Origin of the sequence: Siccibacter colletis, from assembly GCF_000696575.1 — a bacterium.
Lineage (GTDB): Bacteria > Pseudomonadota > Gammaproteobacteria > Enterobacterales > Enterobacteriaceae > Siccibacter > Siccibacter colletis.
In genome coordinates, this window is sequence record NZ_JMSQ01000006.1 from 15,780 (window position 1) to 30,958 (window position 15,179).

The following is a 15,179-nucleotide window of genomic DNA, read 5'->3' on the forward strand; positions in this document are numbered from 1 at the left end:
ATACTGGAAAAGGTATAGGCATGCAGAAAGAACAACTTTCCGCTTTGATGGATGGTGAGACCGTAGACAGTGCGCTGCTGGCGGAGCTGTCTAAAGACGCATCGCTGCAGCAAACCTGGGAACACTATCACCTGATCCGCGACACGATGCGGGGTGATACCAGCGACGTGCTGCATTTTGACATCTCAGCGCGCGTGATGGCCGCCCTGGAAAACGAGCCTGCACACGGCGTTGCCCCGTTAATCCCGGAAGCGCAGCCTGAGCCGCAGAGCTGGCAAAAGATGCCGTTCTGGCATAAAGTCCGTCCGTGGGCGAGTCAGCTTACGCAGATGGGCGTTGCCGCCTGTGTTTCGCTTGCCGTTATCGTTGGCGTGCAGCAGTACAACACCCCGAGCGACGCCAGCGCCCAGCCTGAGACGCCGGTATTCAATACCCTGCCGGTAATGGGCAAAGCCAGCCCGGTAAGCCTTGGCGTACCGGCGGATAATCTTTCCGGTGCCGGCCAGCAGCAGGTGCAGGAGCAGCGTCGCCGCATTAACGCGATGCTTCAGGACTATGAACTGCAGCGTCGCCTCCACGCCGATCAAATCCAGGCGGATGAGAATCAGCAGGCAGCGGTTCAGGTACCAGGAAACCAGACTTTAGGAACTCAATCGCAGTAATGAAGCAGCTTTGGTGCGCCATGTCCCTTATGGCTGGTACCCTGTTCTTCTCAACAAACGCCCTGGCTGATACCGCATCCGGGGCGTTGTTGCAGCAGATGAACGCGGCAAGCCAGTCCCTGAACTACGAGTTAGCCTTTATCAGCATCAACAAGCAGGGTGTGGAGTCGTTACGCTATCGCCATGCGGTGCTGAATAACACCCCGCTGGCCCAGCTGCTGCAGATGGACGGCCCGCGCCGGGAAGTGGTCCAGCGCGGCAGTGAAATCAGCTACTTCGAACCCGGGCTTGAGCCTTTTACGCTCAATGGCGAATACATCGTCGATTCGCTGCCGTCTCTGGCTTACACCGACTTCAAACGCCTCGCGCCGTATTACGACTTTATCCCCGTGGGTCGCAACCGTATTGCCGACAGGCTGTGCGAAGTGATCCGCGTGGTGGCGCGTGACGGTACACGTTACAGCTATATCGCCTGGCTTGACAGCGAAACTCATCTGCCGCTGCGCGTCGATCTGCTCGATCGCGACGGGGAAACCCTGGAGCAGTTCCGGGTGATCTCCTTTACCGTGAATCAGCAGGTGGAAGGCATGATGCAGAATCTCGCCAAAGCCAGCCTGCCGCCGCTGCTGTCGGTTCCGGCTTCTGATAACGTCAATTTCAACTGGGCACCTACCTGGCTGCCGCAGGGCTTTAGCGAAGTATCGAAAAGCCGCCGTCCATTGCCGGGCGTGGAGCTGCCGATCGAGTCCCGTCTTTACTCTGACGGGCTGTTTAGTTTCTCCGTGAATATCAACCGCGCGACCAGCGCCAGCGCCGAGCAGACGCTGCGCACCGGACGTCGCACGGTAAATACCTCAGTGCGTAATAATGCGGAAATCACCGTGGTGGGCGAACTGCCGCCGCCAACCGCGAAACGCATTGCGGACAGCATCAAATTTAAGGCAAGCCAATGATTAAAGAGTGGGCGACGGTCGTGTCCTGGGAAAATGGCGAAGCGCTGCTGAGCTGCGACGTGAAAGCCTCCTGTAACAGCTGTGCCTCCCGCAGCGGTTGCGGCAGTCGCGTGCTGAATAAGCTCGGACCGCAAAACACCCACACTATCGCTGTGTCCAGCGCCGAACCGCTGGTGCCGGGGCAGAAAGTGGAGTTGGGCATTGCTGAAAGCAGCCTGCTTGGCTCGGCACTGCTGGTCTACATGGCACCGCTGGCCGGTCTGTTTATCATGGCGGGCCTGTTCCAGTTCCTGTTTGCCAGCGATCTGGCAGCCATGAGCGGCGCGCTGCTTGGCGGCGTGGGCGGCTTCCTGCTGGCGCGCGGCTGGGGCGAAAAGCTTACTCGCCGCAACGAATGGCAGCCGGTGATCATCAGCGTCGGGCTGCCGCCGGATGCGCTGCGCGTTGAAACCTTTACTCCTCAGGATAACCGCTGATCGCCTCGCGTGTTGCGGGTGCTACACGCATCTTCCTCTCAGACATTTCATCCAGCGACACCGCGTGCTGGATGAGCATTTCCCCGCTTTCTGGTTGTAGTGTAGAATGCGGCGTTTCAGACCACAGACAGCCACAGACAGAAGGCTCGAACTGCGCGTTGCGCGAAGCCCTGAAGGCACACGTAAGGCATAAAACTCCAAAATATGAAGAACATACGTAACTTTTCCATTATTGCCCATATCGACCACGGTAAATCGACGCTGTCTGACCGTATCATTCAGCTGTGCGGTGGCTTGTCCGATCGTGAAATGGCGGCGCAGGTTCTTGATTCGATGGATCTGGAGCGCGAGCGTGGCATCACCATCAAAGCGCAGAGCGTTACCCTCGACTATAAAGCGGCTGACGGTGAAACCTACCAGCTGAACTTCATCGACACCCCAGGCCACGTTGACTTCTCCTATGAAGTATCCCGTTCGCTGGCGGCCTGTGAAGGCGCGCTGCTGGTGGTAGATGCCGGGCAGGGCGTAGAAGCCCAGACCCTGGCTAACTGCTACACCGCGATGGAGATGGATCTGGAAGTGGTGCCGGTTCTGAACAAAATCGACCTGCCGGCGGCCGATCCGGAGCGCGTGGCGGAAGAGATCGAAGACATCGTCGGTATCGATGCTGCCGACGCGGTGCGCTGCTCGGCGAAAACCGGCGTTGGCGTGCAGGACGTGCTTGAGCGTCTGGTCCGCGACATCCCTGGCCCGGAAGGCGATCCGGATGGCCCGCTGCAGGCGCTGATCATCGACTCCTGGTTTGATAACTATCTGGGCGTCGTCTCGCTGGTGCGTATTAAAAACGGCACCATGCGTAAAGGCGACAAAATCAAAGTGATGAGTACCGGACAGGTCTACAACGCCGATCGTCTGGGCATCTTCACCCCGAAACAGGTTGACCGTACCGAGCTGAAATGCGGCGAGGTAGGCTGGCTGGTGTGCGCCATCAAAGACATTCTTGGTGCCCCGGTGGGCGACACCCTGACCCAGGCGCGTAACCCGGCGGATAAAGCGCTGCCAGGCTTCAAAAAAGTGAAGCCGCAGGTCTACGCTGGACTGTTCCCGGTCAGCTCGGACGACTATGAAAACTTCCGTGATGCGCTCGGCAAGCTGAGCCTCAACGACGCTTCCCTGTTCTACGAGCCGGAAAGCTCCACGGCGCTCGGCTTCGGCTTCCGCTGCGGCTTCCTCGGTCTGCTGCACATGGAGATCATCCAGGAGCGTCTGGAGCGTGAGTACGATCTCGACCTCATCACCACTGCGCCGACGGTAGTGTATGAAGTGGAAACCACCAGTAAAGAGGTGGTGTATGTCGACAGCCCGTCCAAGCTGCCGCCGCTGAACAACATCGAAGAGCTGCGCGAGCCAATCGCCGAGTGTCACATGCTGCTGCCGCAGGAGTATCTGGGCAACGTGATGACCCTGTGCGTGGAGAAACGCGGCGTGCAGACCAACATGGTTTACCACGGTAACCAGGTGGCGCTGACTTACGAAATCCCAATGGCGGAAGTGGTGCTCGACTTCTTCGACCGTCTGAAGTCCACCTCCCGCGGCTACGCGTCGCTGGATTACAACTTCAAGCGCTTCCAGGCCTCGAACATGGTGCGCGTGGACGTGCTGATCAACGGCGAGCGCGTCGATGCGCTGGCGCTGATCACCCACAACGACAACGCCCCGTACCGCGGTCGCGAGCTGGTTGAGAAGATGAAAGATCTGATCCCACGCCAGCAGTTTGATATCGCGATTCAGGCTGCCATCGGCAACCACATCATTGCCCGCTCGACGGTGAAACAGCTGCGTAAAAACGTACTCGCCAAGTGCTACGGCGGTGACGTCAGCCGTAAGAAGAAACTGTTGCAGAAACAGAAAGAAGGTAAGAAACGTATGAAGCAGGTCGGTAACGTCGAACTGCCGCAGGAAGCGTTCCTCGCCATCTTACACGTCGGTAAAGACGGTAAATAATTAAGGAGTAGTCATGGCGAATTTGTTCGCGCTGATTCTGGTTATTGCGACGCTGGTAACGGGCATCCTGTGGTGCCTGGATAAGTTTGTTTTTGCCCCGAAACGTCGTGAGCGCCAGGCGGCGGCGCAGGCTGCCGCAGGTGGGGCGCTGGATGAGAAAACCGTGAAGAAAGTCGGGCAGAAGCCCGGCTGGCTGGAAACGGGCGCATCGGTATTCCCGGTGCTGGCGCTGGTGCTGGTGGTGCGCTCGTTCATCTACGAGCCGTTCCAGATCCCGTCAGGCTCCATGATGCCGACGCTGCTTATCGGCGATTTCATCCTGGTGGAAAAATTCGCCTACGGCATCAAGGATCCGCTGTACCAGAAAACGCTGATCGAAACCGGGCATCCGAAACGCGGCGATATCGCCGTGTTTAAATACCCGAACGATCCGCGCGTCAACTACATCAAGCGAGTCGTGGGTCTGCCGGGGGATCGCGTCAGCTACGATCCGTTCACCAAGCAGGTCACCATTGAGCCGAACTGCGCGTCGGGTCAGGCATGCGAAAGCGCACTGGTGGTGACCTATTCGGATGCGAAGCCGAGCGATTTCATTCAGACCTTCAGCTTTGCTGGCGGCGTTGAATCAAGCAAAGGCTTCTTCAACGTGCCGCAGGGTGAAAGTATGGATCAGGGCGTGCGCCTGGCGCAGCGTAACGAAACGCTGGGCGATGTGACGCACCGCATTCTGCTCAACCCGGAAGCGCAGGACAACGTGGGCGGCTACTTCCGCCAGACCCGCAGCCAGATCGCGACCTGGATCGTACCGCCGGGCTATTACTTCATGATGGGTGATAACCGCGACAACAGCGCCGACAGCCGCTACTGGGGCTTTGTGCCGGAGCAGAACCTGGTGGGTAAAGCTACGGCGATCTGGATGAGCTTCGAGAAGCAGGAAGGGGAGTGGCCGACCGGTCTGCGCCTCAACCGCATCGGCGGTATTCACTGATCTCTTGATTATTCCCGGTCACGCCCTCACGCGTTGACCGGGAATTTCATAATATGCCGTTGGCGCTTTTAAAATTATTTAGAATATAAATCTCGTCTGGCTAACGACATCCCCTCAGGTTCTGTATAGAATAATTTCCCGAAGTTTTTGGTTGGCCCCAAACGGGTGCCACGGCACACGAAACAGCGTTGATAGTTATCAGGTCTGTTCCGTGTGCTGAATAGTCGACGCATTCATTAACTGGTATCGCATGAACCCCATCGTAATTAATCGGCTCCAGCGCAAGCTGGGCTACACTTTTCAACATCAGGAGTTGTTGCAACAGGCATTGACCCATCGCAGCGCCAGCAGTAAGCACAACGAGCGGCTGGAATTCCTGGGTGACTCCATTCTCAGTTACGTTATCGCCAATGCGCTTTACCACCGCTTTCCGCGCGTGGATGAGGGCGACATGAGCCGTATGCGCGCCACGCTGGTGCGCGGCAATACGCTGGCGGAAATTGCGCGTGAATTTGAACTGGGTGAATGTCTGCGTCTTGGTCCGGGCGAACTGAAAAGCGGCGGTTTTCGTCGTGAATCGATTCTCGCTGACACCGTGGAAGCATTAATCGGTGGGGTGTTCCTCGACAGCGATATCAATACCGTTGAGCGTCTGATCCTTAGCTGGTATCAGACCCGTCTGGATGAAATCAGTCCGGGCGATAAGCAAAAAGATCCGAAAACGCGTTTGCAGGAATATTTGCAGGGCCGCCATCTGCCGCTGCCATCCTATCTGGTGGTACAGGTGCGAGGCGAAGCCCACGATCAGGAATTTACTATCCACTGCCAGGTGAGTGGCCTCAGCGAACCAGTGGTTGGCACGGGTTCCAGCCGCCGTAAAGCGGAGCAGGCAGCCGCTGAACAGGCACTTAAAAAACTGGAGCTGGAATGAGCGACGAAAAGAGTTATAGCGGGTTTATCGCCATTGTTGGCCGCCCGAACGTAGGGAAATCCACCCTGCTGAATAAACTGCTGGGGCAGAAAGTCTCCATCACTTCGCGTAAAGCGCAGACCACCCGCCACCGTATCGTCGGTATTCATACCGAAGGCGCGTATCAGGCCATTTATGTAGATACTCCCGGCCTGCATATGGAAGAGAAGCGCGCCATTAACCGCCTGATGAACAAAGCGGCGAGCAGCTCCATTGCTGACGTGCAGCTGGTGATTTTTGTGGTGGAAGGCACGCGCTGGACCGCTGACGACGAGATGGTGCTGAACAAGCTGCGCGACAGCAAAGCGCCGGTCATCCTCGCGGTGAATAAAGTCGATAACGTGCAGGAGAAAGCGGATCTGCTTCCGCACCTGCAGTTCCTTGGCGCGCAGATGAACTTCCTCGATATCGTCCCGCTCTCTGCCGAAACCGGCGTGAACGTCGATACCATCGCGGCCATCGTGCGTAAGCACCTGCCGGAATCCGAGCATCACTTCCCGGAAGATTACATCACTGACCGTTCACAGCGCTTTATGGCCTCGGAAATCATCCGCGAGAAGCTGATGCGCTTCCTCGGGGCCGAGCTGCCGTATTCGGTCACCGTTGAGATCGAACGCTTCCAGACCAACGAGCGCGGTGGGTATGACATCCACGGCCTGATCCTCGTTGAGCGTGAAGGGCAGAAGAAGATGGTGATTGGCAACAAAGGCGCCAAGATCAAAACCATCGGCATTGAAGCCCGTAAAGACATGGAAGAGATGTTCGACAACAGCGTTTATCTTGAGCTGTGGGTCAAGGTTAAATCCGGCTGGGCTGACGACGAGCGCGCCCTGCGCAGTCTCGGCTACGGCGAAGACCGCTAAGGTCATGCCGGATGGAAGGCTGGCAACGCGCCTTCGTACTGCACAGTCGCCCCTGGAGCGAAACCAGCCTGATGCTCGATCTCTTTACCGAAGAGTCGGGCCGCATCAGGCTGATAGCCAAGGGCGCTCGCGCTAAGCGTTCAAGTCTCAAAGGCACGTTACAGCCCTTCACACCCTTGCTGGTGCGTTTTGGCGGGCGCGGGGAAGTCAAAACCCTGCGCAGCGCTGAAGCAGTCTCCCTGGCACTTCCTCTCAGCGGCATCGCGCTCTACAGCGGTCTGTATGTTAACGAACTTATCGCCCGCGTGCTGGAGCCGGAAACCCGTTTTTCCGAGCTGTTCTTCGACTATCTCCACTGCATTCAGGCCTTAGCCGGTGCCACCGGATCGCCGGAGCCAGCCCTGCGCCGCTTTGAGCTGGCGCTGCTCGGCCATCTGGGATACGGCGTCGATTTCCTGCACTGTGCCGGGAGCGGCGATGAGGTAGCCGATGAGATGACCTACCGCTATCGGGAAGAGAAAGGGTTTATCGCCAGTCTGGTGGTCGATAACGCCACCTTTACCGGCAGCCAGCTCAAAGCCCTGGCCAGCCGCGAATTTCCCGATATGGATCGGCTGCGGGCCGCCAAACGCTTTACGCGTATCGCCCTTAAACCCTATCTCGGCGGCAAGCCCTTGAAGAGCCGGGAATTGTTCCGCCAGTTTGTGCCAAAAAGGTCGGCGCGATAGTCAGCCTTTCCGGCAAACGTGTACACTGGCGGCAGAACACCACACTGATAAGCCTCTCAGAAGGCGACGTTTACTTACGAGGATAGTCATGGCTGCATTGCTGTTAGGCGTTAACATCGACCACATTGCCACGCTGCGTAACGCCCGTGGTACCGCTTATCCCGATCCGGTTCAGGCCGCCTTTATCGCTGAGCAGGCCGGTGCGGATGGTATTACCGTTCACCTGCGTGAAGATCGCCGCCACATTACCGATCGCGATGTGCGCGTGCTGCGCCAGACCCTCGACACCCGCATGAACCTGGAGATGGCCGTTACCGAAGAGATGCTGGCCATCGCCTGCGACACAAAGCCACACTTCTGCTGCCTGGTGCCAGAGAAGCGTCAGGAAGTCACCACTGAAGGCGGTCTCGACGTGGCGGGCCAGCTCGACAAAATGCGTGATGCCTGTCAGCGTCTGGCGGACGCCGGAATTCTGGTGTCGCTGTTTATCGATGCTGACCACGCGCAGATCGATGCCGCCGTCGCCGCTGGCGCGCCGTACATCGAAATTCATACCGGCTGCTATGCCGATGCCGTCGATGAGGCCGCGCAGGCCCGCGAGCTGGCGCGCATCGCCGCCGCTGCAACCTACGCTGCCAGCAAAGGCCTGAAGGTGAATGCCGGCCACGGCCTGACCTACCACAACGTCCAGCCCATCGCAGCGCTGCCGGAAATGCACGAGCTGAATATCGGTCACGCCATTATTGGTCGCGCGGTGATGAGCGGCCTGAAAGAGGCGGTGGCTGAGATGAAACGCCTGATGCTGGACGCGCGTCGCTGATGGCGATCCTCGGCCTGGGTACCGATATCGTGGAGATCGCCCGCATCGAGGCGGTGATCTCCCGCTCCGGCGATCGTCTGGCGCAGCGCGTGCTGAGCGACTATGAGTGGACGCAGTATCAGGCGCATCAGCAACCGGTACGCTTCCTGGCTAAACGCTTTGCGGTAAAAGAGGCGGCGGCAAAAGCCTTTGGTACCGGCATTCGTAACGGGCTGGCGTTTAATCAGTTTGAAGTGTTTAACGATGCGCTGGGGAAACCGCGGCTGCGGCTGCGCGATGAAGCGGAACGGCTGGCGGAACAGATGGGCGTGAAATCGGTACACGTCACCCTTGCCGATGAGCGCCACTACGCCTGCGCCACTGTGATTATCGAAAGTTAAATTTTATCGGCGTGATGCAGCTGAACGAACTTGTCCCACAGCTGCTCGTCGTTCTCGACGCGCGCCGGATCTTTCAGAATGGTATTGGGGATCGGGCAGACTTTCTGGCAGGTCGGGGTGTCGTAATGACCCACGCACTCGGTACAGCGGTCAGCGTTGATTTCGTAGATGCTGTCTCCCATGGAGATCGCCTCGTTCGGGCACTCCGGCTCGCACATATCGCAGTTGATGCATTTCTTTGTGATAAGCAACGCCATTGGGAAATTCTCAAAACAACACAAACAGGGCGGGCATTATACGCCCATTCCCCCGTCAGACCAGTTTTTTTACCAGTGCCTCGCTGTGACGGATACGCTCCGGCGCGTGCTCCAGATCCTGCTGTACCAGTGCCATAAACAGAAGATCCGCCAGCATCATCTGGGCGCTGGAGGACGAGATGGCCGCGCTGCGCGTCGCCAGCTCCTCCGCGATGGTATAGAGACAGTGGGTCGCCCGTTGCTGCAGCGCATTCGGGCTGAAGCCGGTGATAGCCAGCACCCGCGCATTGGCGCGCAGCGCTTCATCCGCCGCGAGGTTGATTTCACGCCGCTCACCGGAGTAGGAGATCGCCAGCAGCACGTCGTCCGCCTCCATCGCCTGCACGGTTGCCAGCAGGGCGTGCATGTCCAGCTCCGCGACGGCGTTCAGACCGATCTTCATCAGCTTCCACGAGAAATTTTTTGCCACCAGCCCGGAGGCACCAATACCGGTGATCAGAATACGGCGCGCGTTGCGCAGCAGCATCACGCTGGTCAGCAGTTTCTCTTCGCTGTTGATGTCCAGCGAAGCCAGCATCGCCGCATAGTTATCCTGGATCAGTTTCTCCCCCACCAGACGCAGCGGATCGTCGCCCAGGATCTGGTTGTGCACCGGCACAGAATGCGGGGTAGGGGAACTGGCCAGCGCCTCGCTGATAGCCAGTTTCAGCGCCGGAAATCCTTTAAAGCCAAGCTTCTGGGAAAACTTCACTACGCTCGACTGGCTGACGCCCGCCTCGACGGCAAGCTGCTGGGAGCTGAGATGACGCGCTGCTTCCGGATTTTCCAGAATGTAGTCCGCCAGCTTCTGGTCACTCTGTGCCAGCGTTGGATAGCGCTGGCGAATACGAATTAAGCAGTTCACGGATCGCTCCCCGGCAAATGTGATCGTCGACATAAAGGCGTGAAATTAACTCGCCCGATTGAATTTTATATTCCATTATAGCGTGGTTATTATGAATTAAATATTCAGAGGTGCAATATGAATCTCGGCTCGCTGGTTTCTGAATCCCGGAACCCGGACACCATGGATCTCGACTCGCTTTCCACCCGGGAACTGGTTGAGTGTTTTAACCGTCAGGATACGCAGGTAGCCGATGCGGTACGCGCCACGCTACCCGAGGTGGCAAAGGCGGTAGATGCCGCTGCTGCCGCGCTCGCTGCGGGCGGACGCATTATTTATATGGGAGCGGGCACCAGCGGTCGCCTCGGCGTGCTGGACGCGTCCGAATGCCCCCCGACCTTCGGCGTGCCGCATGGCGTGGTGATCGGCCTGATCGCCGGTGGCCCCGGTGCGTTGCTCAAAGCGGTGGAAGGGGCGGAGGACGATCCGGCGCTCGGCAAAGCAGATTTACAGGCGCTGGGCCTGACGCCGCAGGATTTGGTGGTCGGGCTGGCCGCCTCGGGCCGCACGCCGTACGTTATCGGCGGGCTGGAATTTGCAAAGGCTGAAGGCTGCACCACGGTAGCTATCTCCTGTAATCCGGCGTCGCCCATCGCCAGTATCGCCCGAATTGCTATTTCGCCGGTGGTTGGCCCGGAAGCGCTCACCGGCTCGACGCGTCTGAAGTCCGGCACCGCCCAGAAGCTGGTGCTGAATATGATCTCCACCGGGGCGATGGTGAAGTGGGGCAAGGTCTGGCAGAACCTGATGGTGGATATGAAAGCCACCAACGTGAAGCTGGTGGACCGCGCCTGTCGCATGGTGATGGAAGCCACCGGCGTGGCGCGCGACGAGGCGCAGGCGGTGCTGGAGCAGACCGGCTACGACGTGAAGCCCGCTATCCTGATGATCCTCAGCGGTCTGGATGCGGAAACGGCGCGGGCGCGGCTGGCACAGCACAACGGCTTTTTACGCGCGGCCTTAGCGCAACAATAACGGGGGCGTCATGGACAAAACCTCAGCGCTGGCCAGCGGTATTCTGCTGGGCGTCGGCGGGCAGGGCAATATTCACCGGCTGGAAAACTGCATGACGCGCGTGCGCCTGGAAGTGCATGACGACGCGCGCCTGGATATTGCCGCGCTGAAAGCGCTGCCCGGCGTCAGCGGCTACGTGAAGCAGGGGGCGCAGCATCAGCTGATCGTCGGCCCTGGCCGGGCGGCGCAGGTGGTGGATGCCATGCGCGCCGCGATGCAGCAGAGCGCTGCGCCGCGTGAGGTTGACGCCATCGCACAGAGCAAAGCTCAGGCCAAAGCGCGCTATAAAGCGCCGATGAGCGATGCCCTGCGCCAGCTTGCCAACGTCTTTATCCCGCTGATCCCGGCGTTCATCGCCTCGGGTCTGATCACCGGCATCATCAATATTCTCAAACGCCCGGACATCGTTGGCGACGTCGCCACCCAGTACCCCAACGTCCTCGGCCTGCTGGGCATTTTCGGCAGCGCGGTATTTGCCATCATGAATATTCTGGTGGGGGTTAACGCCGCACGGGTATTCGGTGGCTCAATGGCGATGGGCGGCGTGATGGCGGGCATTCTCTCCAGCCCGCAGCTGGCGCAGATCACCCTGTTCGGCGAGGCCTTACAGCCCGGACGCGGCGGGGTGATCGCGGTGCTGCTGGTGGTGGCCCTGATGTGCTGGATTGAGAAGCGGCTGCGCGAGCGCCTGCCCGGCTCGATTGAGCTGATCCTTAACCCGCTGCTGACTACGCTGATTACCGCCACGGTGGCGATTGTCGCGCTGCAGCCGCTGGGCGGCTGGATCTCCGATGCCATCGCCCGCGGCGCGACGCTGGCCATCGACCAGGGCGGCCTGCTGGTGGGCGGACTGCTGGCCGGCACCTTCCTGCCACTGGTGCTCACCGGGCTGCATCAGGGGCTGGTGCCGATCCACGTCGAGCTGGTACAGGCCCACGGCGTCAACGCGCTGTTGCCGGTGCTGGCGATGGCGGGTGTCGGGCAGATTGGTGCTGCCGTGGCGGTGCTGATGAAAACCCGCAATGCGCGTCTGAAAAAGGTGATTAAGGGCGCGCTGCCGGTGGGGCTGCTGGGTGTCGGGGAACCGCTGATCTTTGGCGTCACGCTCCCGCTCGGTAAACCGTTTCTCGGTGCCTGCCTCGGCGGTGCCGTTGGCGGGGCGCTGATCAGCTATTTCAAAGTCGCAACGGTCGTCACTTTTGGTATTTCGGGCCTGCCGCTGGCGTTAACCATCGTAACCGGAAAAGTTGCCATCTATCTGTTAGGCTATTTAGTAGCAGTAGCCGCAGGATTTCTTTTCACATGGTTCCTTGGCTTTAACGATCCAGAGGAGTGAGGTTTGTCTCAGAACGCGCGTCGGGTAGTTTTTTTCGATTTGGATGGCACGCTGCATCAGCAGGATATGTTCGGCACGTTTATGCGCTATCTGCTGCGTCATCAGCCGCTTAATGTGCTGCTCGTTATCCCGTTGCTGCCGGTGATTGGCGCGGGGCTGTTGATTAAGGGGCGTGCCGCGCGCTGGCCGATGAGCCTGCTGTTGTGGGGCTGTACCTTCGGGCACAGCGAAGCGCGGCTCAAGGCGCTGGAAAAAAGCTTTGTCGCCTGGTTCCGCACCCACGTTAAAGCCTTCCCGGTGGTGCAGGCGCGCTTAACCGAATACCTTGCCAGCACCGATGCTGACGTCTGGCTGATCACCGGCTCCCCGATGCCGCTGGTAGAGCAGGTGTATGTGGATACGCCCTGGCTGCCGCGGGTAAACCTTATCGCCAGCCAGGTGACCCGCCGCTACGGCGGCTGGGTGCTGACCCTGCGCTGCCTCGGTCATGAAAAAGTGGCCCAGCTTGAGCAGCAGATCGGCACGCCGCTGCGCCTCTACAGCGGCTACAGCGACAGCAAGCAGGACAACCCGCTGCTCTACTTCTGCCAGCACCGCTGGCGCGTAACGCCGCAGGGTGAGCTTCAGCAACTGGAGTAAACGCGCGGTCTCTCCTGATGCGTTTCACTAAACATTATCGCTGTGTATAATGCGCCGCCTTTTGTAGCTCAGGAGTTATCTGTGTCAGACAGCGAATTTACCCACGAATACTGGATGCGCCACGCGCTCACCCTGGCGCAGCGTGCCTGGGACGAGGGGGAGGTGCCGGTCGGGGCTGTGCTGGTGCATAACAACCAGGTGATTGGCGAAGGCTGGAATCGCCCGATTGGCCGTCACGATCCTACCGCCCACGCCGAAATCATGGCGCTGCGTCAGGGCGGGCTGGTGCTGCAAAATTACCGTCTGCTGGATACCACGCTGTATGTCACGCTCGAACCCTGCGTCATGTGCGCGGGGGCGATGGTACACAGCCGTATCGGTCATCTGGTGTTTGGTGCGCGGGATGCGAAAACCGGCGCGGTCGGCTCGCTATTGGATGTGCCGGGCCATCCCGGCATGAACCATGTGATGCAGGTTACGGATGGGGTGCTGGCAGAAGCGTGTTCGGCCTTACTAAGTGAGTTCTTTCGAACGCGTCGTCTTGAGAAAAAGGCCCTAAAGGAAGCGGCCCGAAAGGCGGTTTGATCAGCTCCTGCGGACGCACAATCGGGTAATCCGCAGCGATTTTCTCCAGGCGGGCGGCCTGCTTCTCTTTCTCCATCAGATAGCCAACCAGGCTTATCTGATACTTACGAATATTTTCTACATAGGCGTAAGCCTCATGCCCGCGCGCGTAGCCGTAGGTCGTCTTGCTGTAGTAGGGCTTCAGGCTCAGCAGTGACAGGCGCTGTTTTACGTCAGCCCAGCTGTCGGGATTGCCTTTCTGCTTCGCCGTCAGCGCTCTGGCATCCAGCATATGGGCGTACCCCATATTGTAAGCCGCCAGCGCGAACCAGATGCGCTCCTCTTCCGGCACCGTCTCCGGCACCTTTTTCATCATATCGCTCAGGTAGCGCGCCCCGCCGCTGATGCTCTGCTCGGGATCGAGCCGGTCAGTCAGGCCGACGCTCTGTGCGGTATTACGCGTCAGCATCATCAGGCCGCGTACGCCGGTGGGGGAGGTGGCCTGCGGGTCCCAGTGCGACTCCTGATAGGAAATGGCGGCCAGCAGCTTCCAGTCGATGTCGGTTGCGTACTTCTCAAACAGCGGCTGCAGATCCGGCAGCAGCGTGTCCACGGCACGCAGGAAGCTGCGGGTGTCTACATAGTCGAAATCGTTGCCGTGACCGAGGTACTTCTCCTCCAGCCGCGCCAGAGTGCCGTCTTCGTTAATGCGGTTGAAGAAATCCAGCATCGCTGCCGCCAGCGTATGGTCGCCGTCGCGCTGGGTGTACCAGCTTACCGGCTGCTCATCGGTCATATCCAGCGCCACGGCCAGCTGGGGATGCACACGCTGGAACAGGTTCACCGCCACCGAGTCGGCAATGGTGTAGTCAATTTTGCCTTCCAGCACCTGGCTTAACAGGGTGTTGCTGTTGCGCTGAGGATCGATGGTCCAGCTGAGGTCCGGGTATTTGCTCGCCCTGAGCTTTTCCAGCTCGTTAAGCGCCGTATGCCCTGGCGCGATCACCAGCTGGCCGGGCTTGATAGTGCCGGGGTTGCGCGGACGCAGGGAGCCGACGCGGTAAACCAGCTGCTGCGAAACCGAATAGTAGGTCGGCCCCGGCTCGTAGTGCCGGGTTCGCTCCGGGTTGTACACCAGCCCGGCGGCGAGCACGTCGGCATCATTATTATCAAGATCGTCAAACAGCTCGTTAATGTTCTGACGTGAAGTGATCTCAAGCTTCACGCCGAGATAGTCAGCAAACAGCTGCGCCAGCTCATAGTCGAGGCCGTAGGCTTTGCCGTTGATCGAGGTAAAGATAAGCGGGGAGGGAACGGTACTGACGCGCAGTACGCCGCGAGACTTTATTTCCGCCAGTCGGTTTTCCGCGCCGCCAAACCAGGGGATAGCGGGCCACAAGGCTAACGCCAGCAGCAGAGACACGATGCAGATAAACAGATAATTAAGCTTTAATTTTTTCAATCAGTTAATTCTCTGCGGTGTATCGAGCCCCGGCGGTAATGTGTAGTGTTATAGGTATGGTTAATGACAATTTGAGCGGCATTTTGCTTAACAATGAGTCAGTTGGCAACTAATTAGAGC

17 protein-coding genes are annotated in these 15,179 nt (G+C 59.0%); 14 read left to right on the forward strand and 3 right to left on the reverse strand.

The features are described from left to right. The first annotated feature begins 20 nt into the window (after positions 1-20). The 10 genes from rseA (at position 21) to acpS (ending at position 8,844) form a co-directional block, all read left to right on the forward strand. Complete coding sequence (gene rseA, locus ET34_RS0105750; protein ID WP_031520248.1) at positions 21-662, forward strand: anti-sigma-E factor RseA; 642 nt, start codon at positions 21-23, stop codon at positions 660-662. Further along, the gene (gene rseB, locus ET34_RS0105755) at positions 662-1,615 is read left to right on the forward strand and encodes a sigma-E factor regulatory protein RseB (RefSeq protein WP_031520250.1); all 954 of its coding nucleotides are present in this window, start codon (positions 662-664) and stop codon (positions 1,613-1,615) included. Before rseA ends, rseB begins: the two co-directional genes overlap by 1 nt. Then, entirely contained in the window at positions 1,612-2,091 is a 480-nt protein-coding gene (gene rseC, locus ET34_RS0105760) for a SoxR-reducing system protein RseC (RefSeq protein ID WP_031520252.1), read from the forward strand. The genes rseB and rseC overlap by 4 nt, the downstream gene beginning before the upstream one ends. Positions 2,092-2,295: 204 nt before the next feature. Then, positions 2,296-4,095, forward strand: coding sequence for a translation elongation factor 4 (gene lepA, locus ET34_RS0105765; RefSeq protein WP_031520254.1), 1,800 nt, complete (start codon positions 2,296-2,298; stop codon positions 4,093-4,095). Between the two features lie 13 nt (positions 4,096-4,108). Further along, the gene (lepB, locus tag ET34_RS0105770) at positions 4,109-5,083 is read left to right on the forward strand and encodes a signal peptidase I (RefSeq protein WP_031520256.1); all 975 of its coding nucleotides are present in this window, start codon (positions 4,109-4,111) and stop codon (positions 5,081-5,083) included. Between the two features lie 250 nt (positions 5,084-5,333). Further along, a complete protein-coding gene (gene rnc / locus ET34_RS0105775) occupies positions 5,334-6,014 on the forward strand; it encodes a ribonuclease III (protein WP_031520258.1) in 681 nt (226 codons plus the stop codon). Next, positions 6,011-6,916, forward strand: a complete 906-nt coding sequence (gene era, locus ET34_RS0105780) for a GTPase Era (protein ID WP_031520259.1) — start codon at positions 6,011-6,013, stop codon at positions 6,914-6,916. The genes rnc and era overlap by 4 nt, the downstream gene beginning before the upstream one ends. An 11-nt stretch (positions 6,917-6,927) precedes the next feature. Then, positions 6,928-7,644, forward strand: a complete 717-nt coding sequence (gene recO, locus ET34_RS0105785; protein ID WP_031520261.1) for a DNA repair protein RecO — start codon at positions 6,928-6,930, stop codon at positions 7,642-7,644. A gap of 88 nt (positions 7,645-7,732) precedes the next feature. Next, positions 7,733-8,464 (forward strand): pyridoxine 5'-phosphate synthase, encoded by a 732-nt coding sequence (gene pdxJ / locus ET34_RS0105790; protein ID WP_031520263.1) that lies wholly within the window; start codon positions 7,733-7,735, stop codon positions 8,462-8,464. After that, positions 8,464-8,844 carry a holo-ACP synthase gene (gene acpS, locus ET34_RS0105795; protein WP_031520265.1) on the forward strand — a complete coding sequence of 127 codons (381 nt, stop codon included), beginning with the start codon at positions 8,464-8,466 and terminating at the stop codon, positions 8,842-8,844. Before pdxJ ends, acpS begins: the two co-directional genes overlap by 1 nt. Here the strand turns inward: acpS and ET34_RS0105800 are convergent. Together ET34_RS0105800 and ET34_RS0105805 are read right to left on the reverse strand one after the other, a co-directional pair. Then, positions 8,841-9,101 carry a YfhL family 4Fe-4S dicluster ferredoxin gene (locus ET34_RS0105800; protein ID WP_031520267.1) on the reverse strand — a complete coding sequence of 87 codons (261 nt, stop codon included), beginning with the start codon at positions 9,099-9,101 and terminating at the stop codon, positions 8,841-8,843. The genes acpS and ET34_RS0105800 overlap by 4 nt on opposite strands. 55 nt (positions 9,102-9,156) lie before the next feature. Beyond that, entirely contained in the window at positions 9,157-10,005 is an 849-nt protein-coding gene (locus tag ET34_RS0105805; protein WP_031520269.1) for a MurR/RpiR family transcriptional regulator, read from the reverse strand. Between the two features lie 117 nt (positions 10,006-10,122). Between ET34_RS0105805 and murQ the strand changes: the two genes are divergently transcribed. From murQ to tadA, 4 genes are all read left to right on the forward strand, one after another. Next, positions 10,123-11,019 carry an N-acetylmuramic acid 6-phosphate etherase gene (gene murQ, locus ET34_RS0105810; protein ID WP_031520271.1) on the forward strand — a complete coding sequence of 299 codons (897 nt, stop codon included), beginning with the start codon at positions 10,123-10,125 and terminating at the stop codon, positions 11,017-11,019. Between the two features lie 10 nt (positions 11,020-11,029). Next, positions 11,030-12,394, forward strand: a complete 1,365-nt coding sequence (locus tag ET34_RS0105815; RefSeq protein WP_031520272.1) for a PTS transporter subunit EIIC — start codon at positions 11,030-11,032, stop codon at positions 12,392-12,394. 3 nt (positions 12,395-12,397) lie between these two features. Next, positions 12,398-13,033 carry a phosphatidylglycerophosphatase C gene (gene yfhb, locus ET34_RS0105820; RefSeq protein ID WP_031520274.1) on the forward strand — a complete coding sequence of 212 codons (636 nt, stop codon included), beginning with the start codon at positions 12,398-12,400 and terminating at the stop codon, positions 13,031-13,033. Positions 13,034-13,114: 81 nt separating this feature from the next. Further along, positions 13,115-13,618 (forward strand): tRNA adenosine(34) deaminase TadA, encoded by a 504-nt coding sequence (gene tadA / locus ET34_RS0105825; protein WP_031520276.1) that lies wholly within the window; start codon positions 13,115-13,117, stop codon positions 13,616-13,618. Here the strand turns inward: tadA and mltF are convergent. After that, entirely contained in the window at positions 13,509-15,059 is a 1,551-nt protein-coding gene (gene mltF / locus ET34_RS0105830) for a membrane-bound lytic murein transglycosylase MltF (protein WP_031520278.1), read from the reverse strand. The genes tadA and mltF overlap by 110 nt on opposite strands. Positions 15,060-15,179: the final 120 nt, after the last annotated feature.

Bases quoted from the DNA above. Each gene is read 5' to 3' on its own strand.
- murQ (WP_031520271.1), top strand. From the start codon at position 10,123: ATGAATCTCGGCTCGCTGGTTTCTGAATCCCGGAACCCGGACACCATG.
- lepA (WP_031520254.1), top strand. From the start codon at position 2,296: ATGAAGAACATACGTAACTTTTCCATTATTGCCCATATCGACCACGGT.
- ET34_RS0105800 (WP_031520267.1), bottom strand. From the start codon at position 9,101: ATGGCGTTGCTTATCACAAAGAAATGCATCAACTGCGATATGTGCGAG.
- pdxJ (WP_031520263.1), top strand. From the start codon at position 7,733: ATGGCTGCATTGCTGTTAGGCGTTAACATCGACCACATTGCCACGCTG.
- era (WP_031520259.1), top strand. From the start codon at position 6,011: ATGAGCGACGAAAAGAGTTATAGCGGGTTTATCGCCATTGTTGGCCGC.
- acpS (WP_031520265.1), top strand. From the start codon at position 8,464: ATGGCGATCCTCGGCCTGGGTACCGATATCGTGGAGATCGCCCGCATC.
- rseC (WP_031520252.1), top strand. From the start codon at position 1,612: ATGATTAAAGAGTGGGCGACGGTCGTGTCCTGGGAAAATGGCGAAGCG.
- rnc (WP_031520258.1), top strand. From the start codon at position 5,334: ATGAACCCCATCGTAATTAATCGGCTCCAGCGCAAGCTGGGCTACACT.
- lepB (WP_031520256.1), top strand. From the start codon at position 4,109: ATGGCGAATTTGTTCGCGCTGATTCTGGTTATTGCGACGCTGGTAACG.
- ET34_RS0105815 (WP_031520272.1), top strand. From the start codon at position 11,030: ATGGACAAAACCTCAGCGCTGGCCAGCGGTATTCTGCTGGGCGTCGGC.
- rseA (WP_031520248.1), top strand. From the start codon at position 21: ATGCAGAAAGAACAACTTTCCGCTTTGATGGATGGTGAGACCGTAGAC.
- rseB (WP_031520250.1), top strand. From the start codon at position 662: ATGAAGCAGCTTTGGTGCGCCATGTCCCTTATGGCTGGTACCCTGTTC.
- recO (WP_031520261.1), top strand. From the start codon at position 6,928: ATGGAAGGCTGGCAACGCGCCTTCGTACTGCACAGTCGCCCCTGGAGC.